The organism is Rickettsia asiatica (genome assembly GCF_007989425.1).
Lineage (GTDB): Bacteria > Pseudomonadota > Alphaproteobacteria > Rickettsiales > Rickettsiaceae > Rickettsia > Rickettsia helvetica.
Genome location: NZ_AP019563.1, coordinates 974,177 through 995,999 on the forward strand (window position 1 = coordinate 974,177; position 21,823 = coordinate 995,999).

The following is a 21,823-nucleotide window of genomic DNA, read 5'->3' on the forward strand; positions in this document are numbered from 1 at the left end:
TTAAGTTCTATTAATATTTCTAATTAATTTGCTATTTTTAGAAATATTAATAGGAAAAATTAAGCTTGTGGCGAGCTTCGCACTACCCTATTATTTTATCTTGTATTCCTAAATTCACATTATTTAGATTTCTTTTAGAACCTAATTTTTTTAAGTTTTACATATAAAACTTAAATTATCTTATTTTAGTCTTTCTTAACTGTATAAATTATAAGATTTTTTTAAAATAAGAATAGTAATTTTTCTAAAACCTTACTAATTTTAGTTAGCGTAGTTTAACCAACCAAAAGCTAGAAATTTTTATTACTAATTTTTTAAATTAAACGAATATATACATTATAGATTAACCTTGCCCATAGCTTCAATAAGAAATCTATTCTTAATAATTAAGGCGTAAAACCGTTTTAAACCTTTTGATCATCCTATCTAAGGCTGTTAACAAAAATAACTTTAATTGATAATTAAAGAGATTTTTGTTAACAGGCTCATAGGATAAATATCAAAGGTTGAACTATTATAATTAATTAAAAAATATTTACAATCATTTATTGAAATAATTACAAGAAATTCTATATTTTATTTTTTGGGGAAGAGTTTTATTAAAGAATTTATTTTTAAATTAAGCGAAGAATCGCTTTAAAACCCATTTGTTGCATAAATCAGTTTTTCAGTGTCATACTGCAACTTGATCATGTGTTGTACGAACGTTGTTAAAATCGTCATTGCGAGGAGGCATTGTCTGCGTGGATCGAAAAAACGCATTCGGCGTCATACCTTGGCTTGACCACGATATCCATAAAAGCAACTTAAAATACTAAAATTTTAGTATTTTAAACTGGATCCGGCTACAAGCTCACGCGGGGATGACAGGAAAATCGATCCACGCAATAATGCCTCCTCTCGCAATGACGGAAACGAGCAATACAACAAGACGAGTTTATTAGACCTATTGCTGCTTACCTATCTTATGGAGATATAGACTTAGAAATCCATACCACCCATGCTACCGCCACGCATTGGCATTGGTTCTTCCTTATCAGAAGGTTCGTCAACAATTAAAGTTTCCGTGGTAATAATTAACGAAGCAACGGAAGCAGCATCTTGAAGTGCAGTACGCACTACTTTAGCAGGATCAATAATTCCTGCTTTAATCATATCGACATATTGCATATCTTGAGCATTGAAGCCATAATTTTTATCCTTATGTTCTAGTAATTTACCAACTACTACGCCACCGTTTTCACCAGCATTTTCAACAATCTGTTTTAGCGGATCCTTTAAAGCTTCTATTACTATTTCAATACCTGCTTGTTGATCCTTATTCTCTACTTTAAGCTTTGTTAAAGTTTGTGATGCATGAAGTAATGTTACACCGCCACCGGCAACAACACCTTCCTCAACTGCCGCTCTTGTAGCAGCAAGTGCATCTTCAACACGATCTTTACGCTCTTTCACTTCAACTTCCGTAGCACCGCCGACCTTTAACACGGCAACACCGCCGGAAAGTTTAGCTAAACGCTCTTGGAGTTTTTCTTTATCATAATCAGAAGTAGTTTCAGCTATTTGAGATTTAATTTGCAGTACTCTATCTTCAATATTTTTCTTATCACCGCTACCGTCAACAATTACGGTATTTTCTTTAGAAATTGTTACTCTTTTTGCCGTCCCTAGACTCTTAATACTCACATTTTCAAGCTTCATACCTAAATCTTCAGTAATAAGCTCACCTTTAGTTAGGATAGCAATATCTTCCATCATTGCTTTTCTTCTATCACCAAAACCGGGAGCTTTTACTGCCGCAACTTTTAAACCACCACGTAATCTATTAACTACAAGCGTTGCAAGAGCTTCGCCCTCAACATCCTCAGCAATAATTAATAGTGGGCGTTGTGATTGCACTACAGCCTCAAGTATAGGTAACATTGGTTGTAAATTTGATAATTTTTTCTCAAATAGTAAGATGAAAGGGTTTTCAAGCTCAACAACCATTTTCTCGGAATTCGTTACAAAATACGGTGATAGATAACCCCTATCAAACATCATACCTTTAACTACTTCAACATCGAAGCTAAAATTCTTTGCTTCTTCAACGGTTATCACGCCTTCTTTACCGACTTCCTCCATTGCCTTAGCAATTTTCTCACCGATTTCCTTATCGCCGTTTGAAGATATAGTACCGACCTGTGCGATTTCTTCTTGACTATTAATCTTTTTACTAGATTTTTTAATTTCTTCTACTACTGCGTTTACCGCTAAATCCATACCACGCTTTAAATCCATAGGATTATAACCAGCAGCTACTAGCTTATTACCTTCACGAGCCAAAGCTCTAGCAAGTACCGTAGCTGTAGTAGTACCGTCACCGGCTACTTCTGCAGCTTTTGTAGCAGCTGATTTCAATAGCTGAGCTCCTGCATTTCTAATTTTATCTTTTAACTCAATCGATTTTGCAACCGTAACACCGTCTTTGGTAATTTTCGGTGAACCGAATGATTGCTCGATAAGTACATTTCTGCCTTTTGGACCTAAAGTAACTTTTACTGCATCTGCAAGTATATCAATGCCTTCTAGCATTTGCTCACGAGCTTTTAAGCCGTGTTTAATAAGTTTTGTTGCCATATTTAATTTCTCCTTAAAATAAATAATTAATTAATAATACCAAATACGTCGCTTTCTTTCATAACGATCAGTTTTTCGCCTTTAATTTCAATTTCGGTACCTGCCCATTTACCGTATAAAACTTTATCGCCTACTTTTAGCTCTAAAGGATGAACTTCGCCTTTTTTATTACGAATACCGTTACCTACGGCTACTATTTCACCTTGCATCGGCTTTTCTTTTGCGGTATCCGGAATAATAATTCCACCTTTAGTTTTTTCTGCGTGTTCGATAGGCTTTATTGCAATTCTATCATGTAATGGTTTAAAAGACATTTTAACCTCCAATTATTCTTTAAATGTACATACTATATATGTTTTATTTTTGTTAGTTCAAGGGGAAAGAATAATTTTTTTTATTAGACCTCTTTCAAATTCTTCTTTATAAGATAGGTTATACACTCGTTCAACTTGAAAAATTAGTGACAATGGCTCTATAAGTCCTCGGATGCTGAACATTTAATAACCGCTGCCGCTCCTCAGCTTACAGCTAGATTACTCTTTTCCAAGTCGAACTTCGTATAACAACTCTTCATTTACTCAAAGTATATAAGAGGTCTATTCTTTCTCAAAATCCTCTAAACTAACTCCATGTTTAGTTTTACTCCATTTAAACGGACAAAAAATTATTTCAAATACTGCTTTATATGAAGCTACAGTATGTAATGTAATATAAAATAACTAGCCCATAAGATCAAAGCTACTATATCCTGAAATTTTACTTTTCCGCTTTTTAAAGAATTCTTTAATATATATAGGGCAGTACCATATAAATATAACAGCGAAAAAACACTATTAATAAGCCATAAATAATTAATTATAGAATTTTTATTTATAATATATAGAAAATATTATAAAGGGTAAACTCCAAAAATTATAAGTAGATAAGCCGATGAAAATATAAATTGTTATTACTTGCAATAAAGTAAACTTTTGGTATTTATCTTTTTGTGCTTTAAATACAAAAAATGTTTGCAAAAAGCCTTTAATCCAACGTGATCTTTGATTTAGCCAATTACCTAAACTATTCGGAGCTTCTTCTAGAGTATAGGAATCAAGAATAGCTACTTTATTAGTTCTGTGAGTAAATTCTTATACCAAGCTTGGCATCTTCTGTTACATTATAAGCATCCCATCCTCCAAGCTTATTTAATATATCCGTTTTAAAATGATTACTAGTACCACCAAGAGGTGTAGGAAGTTTTAGCAAACTTAAAATCCTTTCAAGATATATTCAAACCATAAACTATATTCTATATTAAACATTTTGGTTAAAATATTCTCATTTTTATTATAAAAATTGAGCTTAGCTTGAAGACAAGCATATTCTAGAGGCAAGTTTCTAAACATTGCTAGAGCTTTAAGTAGCTGTTCAGATTCAGGTTTATCTTCACAGCATCATATACTACTAGATACTCACCACGTGAATATTCTAGAGCATAATTAAGGGCTTTCGGCTTTAGTTCTTGGTAGACTTTTCGGAACAACAAGTATAACATGAAAATAAGACGGTAAATTATATAAGGCTACTTCTTTAATCATTAGATAATCGTCATCTTCGATAATAATTTTAACATCTAGCTTATCTTTTGGGTAATTAATTAATGAAATATTTTTAATTATTGACCTTAACTTACTTAATTCTTTATATAACGGCACTAAAACTGTATAAACCGGTAAAGCTTTTTCCTCATTTTGAGAAATTTTTGGTTTCGCCTGATAATCTTGGATACTACTTGCTTTGTCGTCTATGTAAGGCATTGTTGCGTGGATAGGTTTCGTCGTCATTGCGAGGAAAAATTGAAAATTTTGACGAAGCAATCCAGTAAAAAATGCATAGCATTTTTTTATCATTTTTATGTATTGCCACGCTCCTTTCAGTCGCTCGCAATGACGACTTTGGTATCCATCCAAGCAATCTTTCACAGGAATGACATCAAAAGAACCATGCAACCGTACCAAAGGCAATTCTCTTACTGTCCTTATAAACAACAGAGATTTTAAAATATTTTGCAAACAATAGCTTATATTATTAGCAACATGAAATAAAACCGGCAGATAAATCAAGGTGGCTATAAACACGACGAAAAATATTATTATTTTATTGGTATAATTAATATTCTTAGCAATAATCGGTCCGACTTTAAATTCAAGAGCATATTTTGCTTTGATACTAGTTAAATGAGCGAAATTTTTTTCTAATAATTTATAAAAATAATATTTCTTGATCAGCATTATAGATCTAAAAATATTATTATTACTAAACAATATTTTTAGATCATTTATAGCAGTTATTTTATTACCGTGAACATCTTCATATATAAAATAACCATTCACTACATAGGCTTGTATATAAGAAATATTGCTTATTAGCGGCAATATTTTATTTTCTATATAATAATATCAATCATTATCTCATTATCGATAATTGCTTCTTCGATAATAGCTTTTAAACTAGTAGCTTGTTTTTTACCTAATAAGTTTTTATCTCTGATTATCTGTAATATTATATCTTCATTTATACATCTAACCATGTTGAAAACTTATACCTGATATTTTATATTTCTTATTTGAAAGGCTGCGATCCCAAAAATAACCGATTTGAGTAGTGATTGAATTTTTATTTTCCTTACCGAAATTAATTATCTTGGCAATACCTAACTGTTCATAAACCGAACTACCATATACATAACCGTAATTTTGCCGAATATGGTATTTTGTAAAACTAGTAAGCATTATGCCGTTTTTAAATTTAATTTCCTCGCAAGTAGAAAAATTATAATACATCTTCCGAGAATCTATATTATTAATTGAATGTCCAAAGCTAAATACATTTTGATTAAAGATAGTAACAGAGCGGATATTTTTAGACATTCCCATTAATAATGATACTTCCCCTAAAAAATCTTCTTTAAGTTTTTTACTCTTACTCATTAAAATTTTAGGCTGAGCCGAAATAACAAAATCGTTATCTTCAAATAGCTTCAATTTATAGTAAATAGAAGCATCCGTGCTTATGTTTTTTTCATTCAAAAATTTATCTTCTGTGTACAAAAAATGTACTCCCATATTTTGATTATCGGTAATGCCATATTCTATAGTACTACTTACAAATTGTTCATCTTGATAAGATAATAATTCTACTATTTTCTGCTCTAATCTTTTTATTTGTCGTAAGATTTTTGCACGAAGACCCGAATTATTTATCGTTTTTAGATATTCCTGTAGGGCTGCTAACCTCTGATGTATGTATAGAATGTCTTCTTCTCTTTGCTTTTTCTCGTTTTTTGATATCTTATTAACTTTACTGCCTCCTACAATATATCTATACCTTCCCTGCTCTAACAACCATGCCGAGGCATGTACCTTATTAATATCAAAAATAATTATAAAGCATTAGACCATAATATAATCTTAATGCCATAGCCACTTAAATTTAAAAAATGCACTATAATAGCAATTATAAATTGAGTAAAGAGCTAAATTTAAAAAAAATTAATTGAAGTAGTATATGGAATATTGCAGTAATGATTTCACAACTTAAAATTCATTCAAAGAGAAAAATATGAACGACCCAAAATATAGCACTATTACTTTTACCGAAGAAAGTAGAACAGCAAATATAATATATCCCCCGATAAAATAACAATTGGAGCTAATCAGCGTGTTACGTTTGAAACCATAGGTGATATTAAGGAATTGATCTTAGGACCATATTAGTAATGTTAAAGTAACAGATCTTAATCATAAGGTATTTATAAATAATACCAATCGAGATAAGACAATTATCAGGTGAACATATTGCTTTTGATGATAATCCATACGCTTAATAAATCCATTATTCCTGCGGAAGCTTTGGTTGCATGAATCGATGTTATTCCCACATAGGCGGGGCATTGTTGCGTGTATCACGATGTCATTCCTGCTTCCGCAGGAATCCAGAAAAATAACTTTAATATTGATACAGAAGTTTTACATAATTTGATAAAATAAACATATAAAAAACTTATTTTTTATATGTTTTACTGGATTCCCGCCTACGCGGGAATGACATCAAGAGCATTTCCCGGTCCACGTAACAATGCCTATGTGGGAATAACATCAAAAGAACCATATAATTAATGTCTCTAAGACCCAAGCAACACTTGATTTTGTAGTTTAAATAATTCCGCAGCTCCGCCTTTAGCAAGTTTTAACATTGCTAAAAACTGCTCTTCGGAAAAAGGATTTTTCTCTGCCATGCCTTGTACTTCGATTAAATTACCGTTACCTGCAAACACAAAATTACTATCCACTTCGGCATCACTATCTTCTAAATAATCCAAATCTAGTATCGCCTCGCCTTTATATATACCGCAAGAAATAGCTGCAATTTGACTAATTAACGGGTTTACTTTTAAAATTCTCTTTTTCATCAAGGATCTAATAGCTAGATGCAACGCTACGTAGCTCCCCGTTATTGCTGCTGTTCTAGTACCGCCGTCAGCATTAATAACGTCACAATCTATGATAATTTGCTTCTCACCTAGTTTCTTCAAGTCAATTACACATCGCATAGCCCTACCTATCAAACGCTGTATCTCTTGCGTTCTTCCGCCTTGTTTTCCGAGTGCCGCTTCTCTTTTAATACGCTGTGATGTAGAACCGGGAAGCATACCATACTCGGCAGTAATCCAGCCTTGATTTTGTCCCCTCAAGAATGGCGGTACGGTAGTTTCGCAAGTAGCACTACACATGACATGGGTATTACCGATTTTAATAAGGCATGAACCTTCCGCATTAATAAGCGGGGATAATTCTAATGAAATAGGACGTAATTGGTTGCTTTTTCTTCCTGACTGTCTCATAATACAATTTGTACTCCTAATAAATACACAGAATCGGTAGACGAAGTTTAATTTGAAAAAGAGCAAGGCACTTTGAAGCTTACAACCACAGCCTATATATAATACGTGAGGATTATAAGCGAAAAGTAACGATGCCAATTTTTCAAATTAAACGAGTATACCATTGAAAAAGTTTTTATTATATCTATATATCTCAAAAAAGAATATAAATATAAAGTAAATAATATGATAGATGATAATATAGAAAATAATGAACAAACAATAAATGATATTGCTGAAGAGATAGTTGAAACGGCAAATCCGGAGATAACAGCGTTAAAAGCAGAAATTGAAGAGCTAAAAGACAAGCTAATTAGAACTACTGCCGAGATAGACAATACAAGAAAGCGTTTAGAAAAAGCACGTGACGAAGCAAAAGATTATGCAATTGCTACATTTGCTAAAGAACTACTAAATGTTAGTGATAATCTTTCAAGAGCATTAGCACATAAACCGGCAAATTCTGATGTAGAAGTCACAAATATTATTGCAGGCGTTCAAATGACTAAAGATGAGCTGGACAAAATCTTTCATAAACATCATATTGAAGAAATAAAACCGGAAATAGGATCAATGTTCGACTATAATTTACATAATGCAATTTCGCAGATAGAACATCCTGATCATGTACCGAATAGCATTATTACTTTAATGCAATCAGGATATAAAATTAGGGATAGACTACTTCGTCCTGCCACCGTGCAAGTAGTTAAAAAACCTTAATACTCGATGAACTTCAAAAATTGGCATTGTCGTTCTACAAGAGCTTCGGTTCTCACGTATTAAGTATACGCAGCTCACCTCGCCTTGTGAACTCCTAGCTCTTTTTGAAGTTCATCGAGTATAGAAAATGGGAAGAAGAATATGAATAGAACCGCTATATTTTGGCTAGTTTTTTTAGGGCTTTTTATAAGCGGTTTTATGCTAATTTCAGACACAGTAAAACCATTTTTTATCGCATTTATAATATCTTACTTACTACAACCTGCTATAGGTTTTATCGCATCAAAATTTAAAATATCAAATAAATTTGCATCAAGCATAATTTATCTGATATTTTTGAGCATATTTTTCTTAAGCTTAACTATTTTAGTGCCGATAATTTATGGACAAATTTTTACTTTTATAAATAATATTCCAAAATATAAAAATTATTTACAGGCAGAAATATTACCGCCTATAATGGCAAAAATTTATTCGATAGAACCGGATATTGCCGATAAAATCAAGAATTCTTTAAGCAATTTTATAAATAGTATATTTACTATACTTGGTAGTATTGCTAATAATTTTTGGCGTTATACCATTATTACCATTAACATATTTGTTTTATTTTTACTTATACCTATAATATTATTCTATTTCCTACGTGATTGGGCTAAAATTATTACAAACATGAAATCATTATTACCTATAAAAACCCGACCGAAAATCCTTGAAATATTATCGGCAATTAATAATCTGTTATCTGCTTACATAAGGGGACAGCTAAATATTTGCTTATTATTATCTACTTATTATAGTATTGCATTTACCGTAATAGGTATTGATCTTGCTCTTTTACTTGGCATTTTAACGGGGTTTTTAGTTATTATTCCTTTTATCGGTACTTTTATATCGTTTCTTTTGACTCTAATTATCGGTTATTTAACTTTCGGCATAACCGCAAAATTATTATATATAATGATGATTTATTTAGTCGGGAATATTTGTGAGTCTTATATTTTAACCCCTAAAATTATCGGTGATAAAATAGGGTTGCATCCTCTTTGGATTATATTCTCGATTTTTGCTTGCGGCAGTTTATTTGGAATTATTGGAATATTTTTTGCTATACCGATTGCAGGGATTACAAAAATTTTACTCTTGAATCTAATTAAATTTTATAAATCTAGCAAATTCTATAGAACAGACGGCTAAAAAATTCTTATAACAGTGCAGCAATATATATTTCGTTTTACTACTTCTAATAAATATCATCCTGATGAATTTATTGTTTCTAGTTCTAACGATCAAGCTTATAATATTATAAAAAATTGGCAGTGCGGCTTTGGCGTTAATCCTTATAAATTTACTTTATTAATTAAAGGACCTTCTTCGTCAGGCAAAACTTATTTAACCAAAATATGGCAAAATTTAAGCAATGCCTATATTATTAAAGATATTTTTTTTAATGAAGAAATTTTAGAACAATATAATGCTTTTATCATTGAAGATATTGAAAACTGGCAAGAGCCAGTATTACTTCATATATTTAATATTATTAACGAAAAACAAAAATATCTTTTACTTACCTCATCTGATAAAAGCAGAAATTTTACTTTACCCGATTTATCTTCACGTATTAAATCAGTACTTAGTATTGTATTAAACTCACCTGACGATGAATTAATCAAAATTCTAATATTTAAGCATTTTTCTATTTCTTCGGTAACAATATCCGGACAAATAATAGATTTTCTTTTAGTAAATTTGCCTAGGGAATATTCTAAAATCATAGAAATATTAGAAAATATTAACCATGTTGCCTTAATGTCCAAAAGAAAAATAACAAATTCATTAGTCAAAGAAGTTTTAAATAAGTATAATCATAAAATATTGTAACTTTTTCCTTGACTTTAAATCTTCTCAATATAACCTTTCTATAAATTAACTTTTTAGAAAAAATTGTGTTGGGATACGAAAAAAAACAAAAAAGTTTACACAGAGAACAAAAACGGGCTATAGGCTTACTATCTATAGGTACTTTTTAGAGTATTTTGATCTTATGCTATATGTTCATATGGCAGTACTACTTAATGAGCTTTTCTTTCCGTAATATGATACTCACGTTAATCGACTTCTTGCCGCTTTTTCTTTTTGTTCTACTTTTATTTTTAGACCCCTTAGGAGCTTTATTATTTGGCTGGATAGAAGATAATATAGGTCGGAAATCCACAGTCATTATTACCACTATTTTAATGTCGTTTTCTTGCATCGTTATGGTTAATCTTCCTACTTATGCCCAAGTAGGTGCTAGTACCGCTTGGATAGTAACAATATGCTGTATAGTGCAAGGTATATCATCCATGGGGGAAAGAGTAGGAGCAGAATTATATTTAACGGAATCTGTCGGAGTTCCTAAACGCTTTCCTGCCGTAACATTTGTAGGGGTGTGTGCTAGCTTAGGATTAACTTTGGCCCTTGGCGTAGCAACCTTAGTTACATCCTATGGCTTTAATTGGCGTATCGCATTTTGGGTAGGTGCAGGAATTGCATTAATTAGGTAGTGCTGCTAGGACTACTTTACGTGAAACACCGGATTTTGTTGATGCTATAAGCGTAGAATACAAGAAACTATAAAAGATAGTAATATAATTGGTAGCAAAGATAAAAAATAATCCTGTATGGCAGGAAAAAGTTAATAAGAAGACTGCAATCTATTATTTTTTAATACAACTAGCACAACCGGTGTGGTTTTATTTTGCTTATATTCATTGTAGTAATATACTTAAAGATTCGTTGCACTATACCACTGAAGCAGTAATACATCAAACTTTCATTATTTCTATAGTAGAATTTTTTGTAGCACTAGCACTTACGTGTTTATGCTATAAATTTCATCCACTAAAAATTTTAAAAACGCAATTAGTAATATTTTTAACTTTTCTTCTATTTAGTCCATTAATATTAGATAATATAACGCAAGGCTGGCAAATTCTCTTAATTCAACTAATTGTAGTTACTTTTTCTCCAAGTGAATTTTCGGCAATTCCAATATTTTATAAAAGTTTTCCGGTTTTTAAACGATTTACCCTATGCTAGCTTTATATATGCTTCTTCAAGAGAGCCGCTATGTATGTAATTAGTTCTTTTGGGCTTGTTTATTTAACAGAACGTCTTAATAATTTAGGATTGTTGATGATAGTAATTCCTATTATTATAGGGTATAGCCTCGGTATATCACATTTTAAAAAGCTAGAAGTTGAAGTAGGAAATTATTATTGAATATAAAAGGCGAAATGTGGCTTTCACCTTTTATATAAATTAAATTAGTTATATACTTTATCTTCTTCAGCTAGTTCGGTTTTAATTATTTCAAACAGAGAAAAAACCTTACAATATTCTTCAAGCTTTTCGTTTATTTTTTGTAGTTCATTTAAAGCACTACTAAAATCTTCTTGTATTAAATAGGTTTCTACAGTTTTATTTTGCTCTAATGTTTTAAGCATGATATCTTGTAACAATTTATTATAGTGATTTTCTAACTTAGATGTATTTGACATAATGATTAATAAATAACTTTGTATTTTAATTAATATATGAATTTTTTAATAATACAATAACTTTTAGTTAGTTTATGTTATTATTTATCTCTCTTTGCTCTATTCACACTAATTCACGACAAAGATTTACCCTAAATTTGCATTTTAAGTAATTTAATTATAGATAGCTATTAACAAATTTTAATAATTATCTACAATGTACCCTAAAACAGATTAAAGGCATACAAATAGAGCGAATATAATGGCAAGACCTATAGAAGAAGAAAATAAATATGCACAATCACTAGAAAAAGATTTAGATATTGTAATTCCTAAGGAGCAGAGAAAAAATATATCATCTAATAATACAGACACAGTACCTAAAAAGCAGCCTCCGCGATATTTAGAAGTATGGATGATATAGAAGCTATACAAAGGCGTAACTTAGAGCGTATAATTTCTCAAGAAATAGTAAAAAGTAAAGATGATTTATATATAATAGAGCAAGAACGGATACAAAAATTAATGAGTAGAGGCACAAACGCCTTAAAAAACCATGAACAACACCCAAATACTATTTATAAAAGTGAGCATAAAGCACAAACTAACTCAAGAACATCCAATATTATAAATAGTATTAAGACCTCAAAGACATGGAATAATATAAAGAAAATAAGGCAACGTAACAGGAAAGATTCTTTTTAATAAAACCACAGCTAGTGTACTCGGATTAATAGCAAGTAGTATTATGCTGGCAACTATAGCACCTGCAACAACTCCATTTATGTTTGTATCAGCTACTGCCATGGCAACATCTATAGTAGGTACAGCAATAATAGATGTAGTACATACTCGAAAGATAAGTCTTCTTACACAAGAAAATAAATTATTAGAAAAACATCGTGATGATTTGAGTAAACAACAAGCCCTTTTAAAAATTGATCCAAAGTTAAAAGATATTTTAAAAGATGATTTATATATACATAATGATCAGCATCGAACGAAAGACAAAAGTAATAAAGGTACCAAATCATTATTTATAGCATCGGTTATAACAAATGGAATAAGTAATATAGTAAACGTGGCGGGGATATCTGCAGCTATAGTCGGTAATAATGTAGCACAAATAATTTCATCAATAAATATAGGATTACAATCATTAAAAGGTTCTAAAGATTCGGTAAATCAGATCCAGGATAGAATAAAATTAATTAAGGAGCTAAACCATAATATTAATATAGAAAAACAAAAAGCAGATATAGGTAATTATAAAAATATACAAGCATTAGCAGAGATAGGGTATAAAAAAACTATTCAAACCGAAGCATTACCGCTTTACTACAAGATAAGAATTACTTTAGATTTACCGATCAAGAAAAACAATAGAGATTTAATCAGCTTAGTAAAGAAATAACATTAAGGACAGCATCAGAATATGCTGATACAAAAAAAATAACATCACAAAATATAATAGTAGATATACTGAAAGATATAGGTAGAGCACATAGTCCTTTTTATAAACAACCGGAGCAAATAACTACTCATAAAAGTGTGTTAACAAAAGCAGTTGAAAATGCAAATACTAATGATCATAAGGAATACAAAACAATACAGTTAAAAAGAAATTAGAACTAAGCGGCACAGAAAATATAGCAAATAGAATCGGGAAACAATTAATTAATAACAATACTATTTCTAATAAAAATACAGGTACGCCAAATAATTATATAAAAAGAATTGCAAAAAAAATTTAGGGTTAATAAGGTAAATAGGAAATTATCAATAGACCTCTTGCATAACCTATCTTATAAAGAGGAAACACTCACCTCACACTGCAGTATACAAAAAGTATGTGAGGATATGAGTACCGGATTGACGTACAAGTATTTTTTTTCTCAATTAGTTTATTATCATACTATTAACATCATTAATGAATAGGTAAAAATAAGCTAATAATAAGTTGCACTTCACTTCCTTATTTATCGTATAAAGCGAAATTTCCTATTGACTTTTATATAAAACAGTATAATTTCTTTACAATTTAACTTTTATAAAGAAATTATACTCGGCTATGAGAAAGAACAAAGAAGTTTAACACGTAAGCAAAAAGAAGCAATAGGACTATATTTATCTATCGGTACGTTTCTTGAGTATTTTGACCTTATGCTATACGTGCATATGGCTGTGTTATTAAATGATTTATTTTTTACTGGATTGTCTTGTCAATTACTTCGTAATTTTCTTGCAATGGCATTAAATTATTAACTAATATATACTTAGTTAGAAATGCCATTTCACAAAAGTACTGTTTTTCTTGATAGGTTTAACTATTATAACATTTAAGACTGAAAAGCTTGAGTTTAAGCTTCATTCATTGTTTGATGTTTTCGTTGAAATACTAAAAACTTTCGATTGGTGGGCGATGACGGACTCGAACCGCCGACACTCTCGGTGTAAACGAGATACTCTACCAGCTGAGCTAATCGCCCATATTTTTTATTAATTAGTAAAATAACATTATTTATAATAATAAGAAGTATATATAAATAATTTGGCAAAATTTTATTAGTTTTTGCTTTTAAATTACCTATAAAGTATTATTTGTTTTCGTTCAAACTTTTTATTTGTCTTGATAATCTGCTGATTTTTCTTGAGGCGGTATTTAATTTAATTATATTTTTTTTCACACCTTGCATTATCTTAGACTGAGCAATAGATAAAGCTAAGTTAGCATTTTCTTTATTACCAAGACTGATTTCATGTACCACTTTCTTTATAAAAGTTTTTATTGCACTAGATCTTTTTTTATTGATTAGAGTTCTTTTTACTGTTTGTCTAGCAGCTTTTTTTGCTGAAGAATGATTAGCCATTACCGAATCCTTTATATTTAATTTTTAATATCTTCATTAACATCTTGCTGTATATTTCCTTTAGCATTAATATCTCTATCTACAAATTCAATATATGCTATCGGTGCTAAATCACCATAACGGAATCCGGCTTTTATTATTCTAGTATAACCGCCAGGTCTATCTTTATATCTAGTACCTAAAATATTTATAAGCTTTTCTACTGCTTTTTTATCTTTTATTTTTGATAAAACGCTTCTTCTTACCGTTAAATCAGCTTTTTTAGCTTTAGTAATTAGAGTTTCAATATAAGGTCTTAATTCCTTAGCTTTTGGTAAAGTAGTTTTAATTTGTTCATGGGTTACAAGTGCTACAGCCATATTAGTGAGCATTGCTTGCCTATGACTACTTGTTACATTTAACTTTCTACCTTTAATTTTATGTCGCATTTTTATTAGTCCTTAATTATAAGAATCTTCATAACGTTTAGATAATTCCTGAATATTTTCCGGTGGCCAATCCGGTACATCCATACTGAATCTTAAATTAAATTTTGCCAATATTTCTTTAATCTCATTTAAAGATTTTCTACCGAAATTTGGAGTTCTCAGCATATCGGATTCTGTTCTTTTTACTAGATCCCCTATATATATTATATTATCATTTTTCAAACAATTTGCCGATCTAACTGATAACTCCAATTCATCAACTCTCTTAAGTAAATAAGGCGAAAACGGTAAAGCATCAGTTTTAACCTGCTTATCTTCTTCCTGTTCTTCAAAAGAAATAAATAATTGTAATTGCTCTTGTAAAATACGTGCAGCTAAACCTACAGCCATTTCAGGTGATAAATCACCGTTAGTTTCTACAAACATAATTAATTTATCATAGTCGGTAACCTGACCTACCCTAGTATTTTCTACCTTATAAGTAACACTTTTTACCGGGTTAAATAAAGCATCTATAGCTATTTCACCAATAGGTAAATTATCCTCATAACTATTTGTGCTAAGTACATATCCTTTACCAACCTTACAAGTTAATTCCATTTCAAGCTGCTTGTTCTTAACTAGATTACAAATTACATGATCCGGATTCAGTATTTCTACATCATGACCTGTTTCAATCATACCGGCCGTTACAATACAAGGTCCTGTTGCTTTTAATTTCACGATACGTTTTTCCGCAACATGCATTTTTACTTCAATACCTTTAATGTTTAAAATTACTTCCGATACATCTTCTTTTACACCGGGTATAGAAGAAAATTCATGTTCTATAGCAGGGATCTTTATAGAAGTGATAGCCGCTCCTTGTAAAGAAGAAAGTAATACTCTTCTCATAGCATTACCGAGTGTTAAACCAAAACCTCTTTCTAAAGGTTCAACTACAATTTTAGCTTTATTATTGGTTTCCGGAAAATTTTCATAAGCAACTTTATTCGGCTTTATTAAAGTATTCCAATTTTTACTTAACGATAACATTTAATACCTATGATTCTCTTATACTCTTCTTCTTTTTGGCGGTCTTACTCCATTATGAGCAATTGACGATACATCTAAAATTGATGTAACCACAAAATTTTGTCTGAATAAAGCTCTCATTGCTGATTCACGCTGCGCTCCCGGTCCTCCAATCCTAATAGAAATAGTTTTTAGACCATATTCTTTTGCTTTTTCCGATGCTCTATCAATTGTTACTTGAGCTGCATAAGGTGTTGCTTTTCTTGCCCCTTTAAACCCATTACCTCCTGCCGATGCAGAAGACATAGTATTACCTTGGATATCAGTAAATGTTACTATAGTATTATTAAATGATGCTCGGATATGCACAACACCAAGAGTGATAGTTTTTTTCTTTTTCTTAACTTTAACCGTCTGATTCATTATTTATACTCTATACTTAAACTATTATTTTACAGCTTTTTTCTTTCCGGCTATCGCAATAGCTTTACCTTTTCTAGTTCGAGCATTAGAATGCGTGTTCTGTCCTCTCACCGGCAACTTACGTATATGTCTAAGCCCTTGATAACATCTTATATCTTTCTTCTTCTTAATATTAAGCGTAACTTCTCGTCTTAAATCACCCTCAACTTTATACTCGCTTTCAATAATATTACGTAAGCTTATTAACTCTTGATCCGTAAGTTCTTTAACTTTTTTATCTTTCGATATTTTTGCTTTATTACAGATCTCTGCTGCCATAGTAGGCCCAAGACCGTAAATGTAAGTTAAACTCACAACTAAACGTTTATTATCGGGAACATTAACACTTGCAATTCTTGCCACAAATAATCTCCAAAATTTTACTGGTAACTAGAAAATAATATAAAAATCTTTAATAAAGTCAATTTATTTTTAGTATTTTCTGTATATCAATTTCTATTTCTTGTTCATTTTTACTTCCATTAACTATATAAAAATTACCACTATTTTTATAATAATCTATTAACGGATATGTTTCTGTTTTATATACTTCAATTCTTTTTTTTATTACTTCTTCATTATCGTCTTTTCTATAATCAAATGTACTTGAACCGCAAACATCACATACATTATCAGTTTTAGGCTGCAAGAAGTAACTATTATATATTTTACCGCAATTTTTACAACTATATCTTCCTAAAACTCTTTTAATTAATAATTCATCTGAAACATCAAAATATATTATTTTAATTTTTTCTTTAATAAACGATTTAAAGAATTTCGCTTGCTCTAAATTACGTGGATATCCATCTAATATATAGCCGTTTTTATATTCAGAGGATAATAAAAAATTTTTGATTACTTGATTAACTATTTCATTAGGGATAAGCTCCCCTTGCTTAACATAATTATTAATTAATTCTGCTTCACTAGTTGATATTTTAATAATTGTTCTAAATATATCACCGATTGCTATATGTGGTAAATCAATTTTTTTAGCTACCTTTTTTCCTTGTGTTCCCTTTCCGGCTCCTGGAGGACCTAAAAAAATTACTATCACTATTTAAGCTCATTTTTAATTTTTTAATTTTACTTTCTTCATTAAACCTTCATACTTACTACTAAATAAGTAAGTTTGAATCTGCGTCATAGTATCAAGTACCACATTCACTACAATTAAAAAACTCGTACCTCCTAAAGAAAGAGAGATTACATACTTATTCATTAATAGCTCCGGAATTACACATATTATACTTAAATATATCCCACCTATAACCGTAAGCCTTGTAAGTATATAATCAAAATAATCAGACGTATTTTTTCCTGGTCTTTTACCCGGAATATAAGCACCATATTTTCTTAAATTATTAGCAGTTTCTTCAGAATTAAATACTATTGCAGTATAAAAAAAACTAAAAAACATAATTAATGCTACATATAATAAAATATATACGGGTTTTCCATGCCCTAAATAATAAGTAAGCATGCCCATAGTTTCTGAATTACTATTAGAAAAATTAGCAAGCGTAGCAGGGAATAGTAAAATTGAACTAGCAAATATTGGAGGTATTACACCAGAAGTATTTAATTTAAGAGGCATATGCGTTGCTTCTCCTCCATAAATTTTATTTCCTATTTGTCTTTTAGGATACTGCACCAATAATTTTCTTTGGGCTTTTTCAAAAAATATAATTATAGCTATTAATACAACCACTCCAATACAAACAGCTATCGCTATTAAAGGCGATAATGCTCCTTTTCTTGATAATTCAAACATACTAATAATAGCACTAGGTACTCCCGAAATTATACCTATAAATATAATTAAAGACGTACCGTTACCTATTCCGCGTTGTGTAATTTGTTCTCCTAACCACATTAATAGCATAGTACCTACAACTAAAGTAATGACGGTTGTAACTCTAAAGAAAAAACCCGCTAAAATTACTACAGGACCGGTATTTGTTACAATTGACTCTAAACTTATAGCAACTCCATAAGCCTGAAAAGAAGCAAGCAGAACCGTTAAATATCTCGATAGCTGATTTACTTTCCTTTTGCCGACTTCCCCTTCTTTTTTTAAATTTTCCAAAGGTTTATATGCAACTGACATTAATTGGATAATAATTGAGGCGGTAATATACGGCATAATTGCTAAAGCAAAAATAGACATTCTACCTAGCGATCCTCCGGATAGCATATTGAACATTCCGAGTATTCCGGATTGATTTTTTTCAGCCACACTACTTAAAGCAATTGAATCTATACCGGGTATAGGTATAAAAGACCCAAATCTACATACTATAAGAATGAGAATAGTAAAAACAATGCGACTAACTAAATCATTACCGGATTTTTTAGAAAAATTCTGCCCCATATACTATAATAATTTTCCACCTGCTTTCTCTATTAAATCCTTAGCTTTAGAAGAATAAGCATCTAATTTTAATGATAGAGGAGCAGCGAAATCATCACTACAAATAGATAATAACTTCACTAGATTTTTATTATTTTTGTTATTAATTAATCCAACTTCTACCAGTTTTTCTTTGGTAATAGTATCATCAATACTTAAACGCCCATCAGCTAATGCTTCTTCAATATTATAAATATTTATTATATTGTATTTTTTAGTTGAAATACAATTAAACCCTCTTTTAGGTAGTCTTTTGATCATAGGTGTTTGACCACCTTCAAAACCTTTTACTGCAACGCCAGATCTAGATTTTTGACCTTTAATTCCTCTACCACCGGTTTTTCCTTTACCGCTACCAATACCGCGTGCTATTCTTTTTTTATTTTTTTTAGCACCTATATTATTATATAATTCATTTAATTTCATTTAAAAACTCTAATTACATATTTTCTATTTTTAACAAATGCTTTACTTTTTCAATCATTCCTTTGATTGAATTAGTATTTTCAAGAATAACAGTCTTATTAATTTTGTTTAAACCAAGCCCAACTAATGTCAATCTTTGATCATACTTACGACCTATAGCACTTTTAACTTGAGTAATTTTTATATTATTGATCTTATTATTCATAACTTCACCTTACTTACGCAACATTATTCATTAACTTGAATATCAGAAGATTTTATAGATATTTCATTTACTTTTTTATCTCTTCTCATAGCAATAGATTTTGGTGATGCAAGTTTATTTAATGCATCAAATGTTGCAGAAATCATTGCGTAAACATTCGTTGAACCTATTGATTTAGCAACAATATCATGAATGCCTAAAGAATCAAAAATTGCTCTCATAGACCCTCCGGCTATAACGCCCGTACCTGCTTTAGCTCTTCTTAAAATCACTTTAGCAGCTCCACTTTTACCGACAACGTCATGGTGAATAGTCCTATTTTGATATAAAGGTACTTGCATCATTCTCTTTTTAGCAGCTTGTTTTGCCTTGCCTCGAGCTTCGTTTACTTCTTTAGCTTTTCCGTGTCCCGCTCCGACTCTGCCGGCTTTATCACCGACAACTATATAAGCAGAAAAAGTAAATCTTCTACCGCCTTTTACTACTTTTGTAACTCTATTTACATCAACTAAAACTTCGCTTAAAGTCTCTTCATTTTTTTTAACTTTAGACATTACTACAACCTTATAACCTAAAATTTTATTTTCTCTCTAGCTGCATCAGCTAGAGCTTTTACAATACCATGATACTTATATCCGCCTCTATCAAATACTACTTCTTTTATCCCTGCAGAATCAGCTTTTTTTGCTATTTCTTCACCTACTTTGATAGCATTTTCAATATTACAATGAGATTTTTTTAATTTTTTTATTTTCTCATCTAAAGTTGAAGCAGAAGCAATCGTTATAGACTTAGAATCATCAATAATTTGTGCATATATATGTCTACCTGACTTAAATATCGATAATCTAACTCTATTAGATGTTTTAGATATTTTATGTCTTATTCTACTTCTTCTGTTTTCAAATTTTAGCTTAGCACTACGCATATTTAACTCTTAAATTTAATTTTTCTTACCTTCTTTACGCGGTATAAATTGATTTTCAAATTTAATTCCTTTTCCTTTATAAGGCTCAGGTGGTCTCTGTTTTATAATAATTGAAGCAAATTGTCCTAACTTTTCTTTATCTGTTCCCTCAAGAATAATAATATTTTGCTTAGGTACCTCTATTTTAATATCTGAAGGTATTTCAATTTTTGTATTATGGCTTTTAGCAAGCATTAAATTTAAATATTTACCTTTTACCATTGCCCTGTAACCGACTCCGTTAATTTCAAGTTTAAGCTTAAACCCTTCTTTAACGCCGGTAACCATATTTGATATTATGCTCCTTGCAGTACCCCACATAGCACGTGCATTTTTATTTGCGGCTAAAGGTTTTACTAAAAGCTTATTTTCTGTCAATGAAATTGCTATATTACCTTTAAAAGTTTTTGATAATTCGCCTTTAGGTCCGGATATTTTTACTTCTAAATCATTTAAACCAACTTTTACACCTTCAGGTATAATAATCGACAATTTTCCAACACGTGACATTTTTTTACCTTAAAATACTTTACAAATTACTTCGCCGCCGACATTTTTAATATGAGCTTCTCTATCAGATATAACACCGTAAGGAGTAGAAAGAATATATATACCCATATTATTATAATATCCTTTCAAATCTTTAATAGCAGAATATACTCTTTTTCCAGGCTTTGATACTCTATGAATTTCGCATATAGAAGCATCACCGTTAACAGAATATTTTAAAGCTACCTCAGTATAACTAATATTATTTTTTTGAGTAGTTATATAATCTTTTATATAACCTTCTTTTTGCAAAACATCTAAAATTGAAGTTTTAATTTTAGAACTAGGAAAAGAAACATTTATCAATTTACTTTTATAAGCGTTTCTAATTCTAGTTAACATATCTGCTACATTATCCGTCATTGACATATTATTTACCTATCGACTTTTACCAACTTGACTTAACTATACCGGGCACTAAGCCTCTACCTATTAATTCCCTAAGCTTATTCCTCGATATACCGAATTTTCTTGTAACACCTCTTGGTCTACCTGTAAGTTCACATCTATTTCTTATTCTAGTAGATGATGAATTTCTAGGTAATTGTGCAAGCGACATTACCAAAGAAAAACGCTCTTCTAATGAAATATTTTTATCATAAATTTTACTTTTTAGTGCTAAACGTTTATTATGTAAACTTTGTGATTTTTTTTTCCTACTTTCGTTCTTTTTTATCGAACTTACTTTTGCCATTATAC

The 21,823-nt window shown here is 30.4% G+C and carries 32 protein-coding genes, 1 tRNA gene and 1 pseudogene; 10 read left to right on the top strand and 24 right to left on the bottom strand.

The features are described 5' to 3' along the window. Positions 1–981: 981 nt before the first annotated feature. The 8 genes from groL to rph all read right to left on the bottom strand — a co-directional run bounded on the left by groL (position 982) and on the right by rph (position 7,504). A complete protein-coding gene (gene groL / locus RAS_RS05740) occupies positions 982–2,619 on the bottom strand; it encodes a chaperonin GroEL (protein ID WP_147143144.1) in 1,638 nt (545 codons plus the stop codon). A gap of 26 nt (positions 2,620–2,645) precedes the next feature. Beyond that, the gene (locus RAS_RS05745) at positions 2,646–2,933 is read right to left on the bottom strand and encodes a co-chaperone GroES (protein ID WP_147143147.1); all 288 of its coding nucleotides are present in this window, start codon (positions 2,931–2,933) and stop codon (positions 2,646–2,648) included. A 796-nt stretch (positions 2,934–3,729) separates the two neighbouring features. Then, the gene (locus RAS_RS09980) at positions 3,730–3,867 is read right to left on the bottom strand and encodes a hypothetical protein (protein WP_172616141.1); all 138 of its coding nucleotides are present in this window, start codon (positions 3,865–3,867) and stop codon (positions 3,730–3,732) included. A 2-nt stretch (positions 3,868–3,869) separates the two neighbouring features. Then, a complete protein-coding gene (locus RAS_RS09985) occupies positions 3,870–4,007 on the bottom strand; it encodes a hypothetical protein (RefSeq protein WP_172616142.1) in 138 nt (45 codons plus the stop codon). A 93-nt stretch (positions 4,008–4,100) separates the two neighbouring features. Then, entirely contained in the window at positions 4,101–5,036 is a 936-nt protein-coding gene (locus tag RAS_RS09990) for a glycosyltransferase family protein (protein ID WP_232049177.1), read from the bottom strand. A gap of 11 nt (positions 5,037–5,047) precedes the next feature. Then, positions 5,048–5,191: a hypothetical protein gene (locus RAS_RS09995; protein ID WP_232049178.1), complete on the bottom strand. Its 144-nt coding sequence runs from the start codon at positions 5,189–5,191 to the stop codon at positions 5,048–5,050. Continuing rightward, the gene (locus RAS_RS10000; protein ID WP_232049179.1) at positions 5,184–6,005 is read right to left on the bottom strand and encodes a hypothetical protein; all 822 of its coding nucleotides are present in this window, start codon (positions 6,003–6,005) and stop codon (positions 5,184–5,186) included. Before RAS_RS10000 ends, RAS_RS09995 begins: the two co-directional genes overlap by 8 nt. A 779-nt stretch (positions 6,006–6,784) precedes the next feature. Then, complete coding sequence (gene rph / locus RAS_RS05775) at positions 6,785–7,504, bottom strand: ribonuclease PH (protein ID WP_147143149.1); 720 nt, start codon at positions 7,502–7,504, stop codon at positions 6,785–6,787. A 225-nt stretch (positions 7,505–7,729) separates the two neighbouring features. Between rph and grpE the strand changes: the two genes are divergently transcribed. The 6 genes from grpE (at position 7,730) to RAS_RS05810 (ending at position 11,530) form a co-directional block, all read left to right on the top strand. Beyond that, entirely contained in the window at positions 7,730–8,266 is a 537-nt protein-coding gene (grpE, locus tag RAS_RS05780) for a nucleotide exchange factor GrpE (protein ID WP_147143152.1), read from the top strand. A gap of 141 nt (positions 8,267–8,407) precedes the next feature. Then, a complete protein-coding gene (locus RAS_RS05785; RefSeq protein ID WP_147143154.1) occupies positions 8,408–9,463 on the top strand; it encodes an AI-2E family transporter in 1,056 nt (351 codons plus the stop codon). A 15-nt stretch (positions 9,464–9,478) separates the two neighbouring features. Further along, a complete protein-coding gene (locus tag RAS_RS05790; protein ID WP_147143157.1) occupies positions 9,479–10,147 on the top strand; it encodes an HdaA/DnaA family protein in 669 nt (222 codons plus the stop codon). Between the two features lie 215 nt (positions 10,148–10,362). Then, positions 10,363–10,812 carry an MFS transporter gene (locus RAS_RS05800; RefSeq protein ID WP_232049180.1) on the top strand — a complete coding sequence of 150 codons (450 nt, stop codon included), beginning with the start codon at positions 10,363–10,365 and terminating at the stop codon, positions 10,810–10,812. Positions 10,813–10,900: 88 nt separating this feature from the next. Further along, entirely contained in the window at positions 10,901–11,347 is a 447-nt protein-coding gene (locus RAS_RS05805) for a hypothetical protein (RefSeq protein WP_147143160.1), read from the top strand. Positions 11,348–11,377: 30 nt separating this feature from the next. Then, the gene (locus tag RAS_RS05810) at positions 11,378–11,530 is read left to right on the top strand and encodes a proline/betaine transporter (protein ID WP_147143163.1); all 153 of its coding nucleotides are present in this window, start codon (positions 11,378–11,380) and stop codon (positions 11,528–11,530) included. A gap of 44 nt (positions 11,531–11,574) precedes the next feature. Here the strand turns inward: RAS_RS05810 and RAS_RS05815 are convergent, their stop codons facing one another. Further along, entirely contained in the window at positions 11,575–11,808 is a 234-nt protein-coding gene (locus tag RAS_RS05815) for a hypothetical protein (RefSeq protein WP_010421810.1), read from the bottom strand. A 241-nt stretch (positions 11,809–12,049) separates the two neighbouring features. Between RAS_RS05815 and RAS_RS08685 the strand changes: the two genes are divergently transcribed. From RAS_RS08685 to RAS_RS10005, 4 genes and pseudogenes are all read left to right on the top strand, one after another. After that, positions 12,050–12,211 carry a hypothetical protein gene (locus RAS_RS08685; RefSeq protein WP_172616143.1) on the top strand — a complete coding sequence of 54 codons (162 nt, stop codon included), beginning with the start codon at positions 12,050–12,052 and terminating at the stop codon, positions 12,209–12,211. Then, entirely contained in the window at positions 12,199–12,492 is a 294-nt protein-coding gene (locus RAS_RS08690) for a hypothetical protein (RefSeq protein ID WP_172616090.1), read from the top strand. Before RAS_RS08685 ends, RAS_RS08690 begins: the two co-directional genes overlap by 13 nt. A 43-nt stretch (positions 12,493–12,535) precedes the next feature. Further along, the gene (locus RAS_RS05825; RefSeq protein WP_232049181.1) at positions 12,536–13,201 is read left to right on the top strand and encodes a hypothetical protein; all 666 of its coding nucleotides are present in this window, start codon (positions 12,536–12,538) and stop codon (positions 13,199–13,201) included. A gap of 647 nt (positions 13,202–13,848) precedes the next feature. Further along, positions 13,849–13,995, top strand: a pseudogene (locus tag RAS_RS10005) (MFS transporter); the annotation flags it as partial. A gap of 205 nt (positions 13,996–14,200) precedes the next feature. On the opposite strand, the gene RAS_RS05840 reads toward RAS_RS10005, so the two are convergent. From RAS_RS05840 to rpsN, 15 genes are all read right to left on the bottom strand, one after another. Next, a tRNA-Val gene (locus tag RAS_RS05840) sits at positions 14,201–14,276 on the bottom strand. A 108-nt stretch (positions 14,277–14,384) separates the two neighbouring features. After that, on the bottom strand, positions 14,385–14,657 hold the full coding sequence (gene rpsT, locus RAS_RS05845; RefSeq protein ID WP_010421789.1) for a 30S ribosomal protein S20: 273 nt from the start codon (positions 14,655–14,657) through the stop codon (positions 14,385–14,387). 17 nt (positions 14,658–14,674) lie between these two features. Then, the gene (gene rplQ, locus RAS_RS05850) at positions 14,675–15,085 is read right to left on the bottom strand and encodes a 50S ribosomal protein L17 (protein WP_147143167.1); all 411 of its coding nucleotides are present in this window, start codon (positions 15,083–15,085) and stop codon (positions 14,675–14,677) included. 12 nt (positions 15,086–15,097) lie between these two features. Then, entirely contained in the window at positions 15,098–16,120 is a 1,023-nt protein-coding gene (locus RAS_RS05855; RefSeq protein WP_147143170.1) for a DNA-directed RNA polymerase subunit alpha, read from the bottom strand. Positions 16,121–16,138: 18 nt separating this feature from the next. Continuing rightward, on the bottom strand, positions 16,139–16,522 hold the full coding sequence (gene rpsK / locus RAS_RS05860; RefSeq protein WP_010421782.1) for a 30S ribosomal protein S11: 384 nt from the start codon (positions 16,520–16,522) through the stop codon (positions 16,139–16,141). A gap of 24 nt (positions 16,523–16,546) precedes the next feature. Further along, positions 16,547–16,924 carry a 30S ribosomal protein S13 gene (gene rpsM, locus RAS_RS05865; protein WP_010421779.1) on the bottom strand — a complete coding sequence of 126 codons (378 nt, stop codon included), beginning with the start codon at positions 16,922–16,924 and terminating at the stop codon, positions 16,547–16,549. Between the two features lie 58 nt (positions 16,925–16,982). Then, a complete protein-coding gene (locus RAS_RS05870; RefSeq protein ID WP_147143175.1) occupies positions 16,983–17,621 on the bottom strand; it encodes an adenylate kinase in 639 nt (212 codons plus the stop codon). Positions 17,622–17,636: 15 nt separating this feature from the next. After that, the gene (secY, locus tag RAS_RS05875; RefSeq protein WP_147143178.1) at positions 17,637–18,938 is read right to left on the bottom strand and encodes a preprotein translocase subunit SecY; all 1,302 of its coding nucleotides are present in this window, start codon (positions 18,936–18,938) and stop codon (positions 17,637–17,639) included. A gap of 3 nt (positions 18,939–18,941) precedes the next feature. Next, a complete protein-coding gene (rplO, locus tag RAS_RS05880) occupies positions 18,942–19,403 on the bottom strand; it encodes a 50S ribosomal protein L15 (RefSeq protein ID WP_147143181.1) in 462 nt (153 codons plus the stop codon). Between the two features lie 13 nt (positions 19,404–19,416). Next, entirely contained in the window at positions 19,417–19,608 is a 192-nt protein-coding gene (rpmD, locus tag RAS_RS05885; protein ID WP_010421771.1) for a 50S ribosomal protein L30, read from the bottom strand. Between the two features lie 23 nt (positions 19,609–19,631). Beyond that, positions 19,632–20,162 (bottom strand): 30S ribosomal protein S5, encoded by a 531-nt coding sequence (gene rpsE / locus RAS_RS05890; RefSeq protein ID WP_147143184.1) that lies wholly within the window; start codon positions 20,160–20,162, stop codon positions 19,632–19,634. 17 nt (positions 20,163–20,179) lie between these two features. Next, positions 20,180–20,536, bottom strand: coding sequence for a 50S ribosomal protein L18 (rplR, locus tag RAS_RS05895; protein WP_147143187.1), 357 nt, complete (start codon positions 20,534–20,536; stop codon positions 20,180–20,182). A gap of 15 nt (positions 20,537–20,551) precedes the next feature. Continuing rightward, the gene (gene rplF / locus RAS_RS05900) at positions 20,552–21,085 is read right to left on the bottom strand and encodes a 50S ribosomal protein L6 (RefSeq protein WP_147143190.1); all 534 of its coding nucleotides are present in this window, start codon (positions 21,083–21,085) and stop codon (positions 20,552–20,554) included. A gap of 9 nt (positions 21,086–21,094) precedes the next feature. Continuing rightward, entirely contained in the window at positions 21,095–21,493 is a 399-nt protein-coding gene (rpsH, locus tag RAS_RS05905; protein ID WP_010421757.1) for a 30S ribosomal protein S8, read from the bottom strand. Positions 21,494–21,512: 19 nt separating this feature from the next. After that, positions 21,513–21,818 carry a 30S ribosomal protein S14 gene (rpsN, locus tag RAS_RS05910; RefSeq protein ID WP_010421754.1) on the bottom strand — a complete coding sequence of 102 codons (306 nt, stop codon included), beginning with the start codon at positions 21,816–21,818 and terminating at the stop codon, positions 21,513–21,515. Positions 21,819–21,823 lie beyond the last annotated feature (5 nt).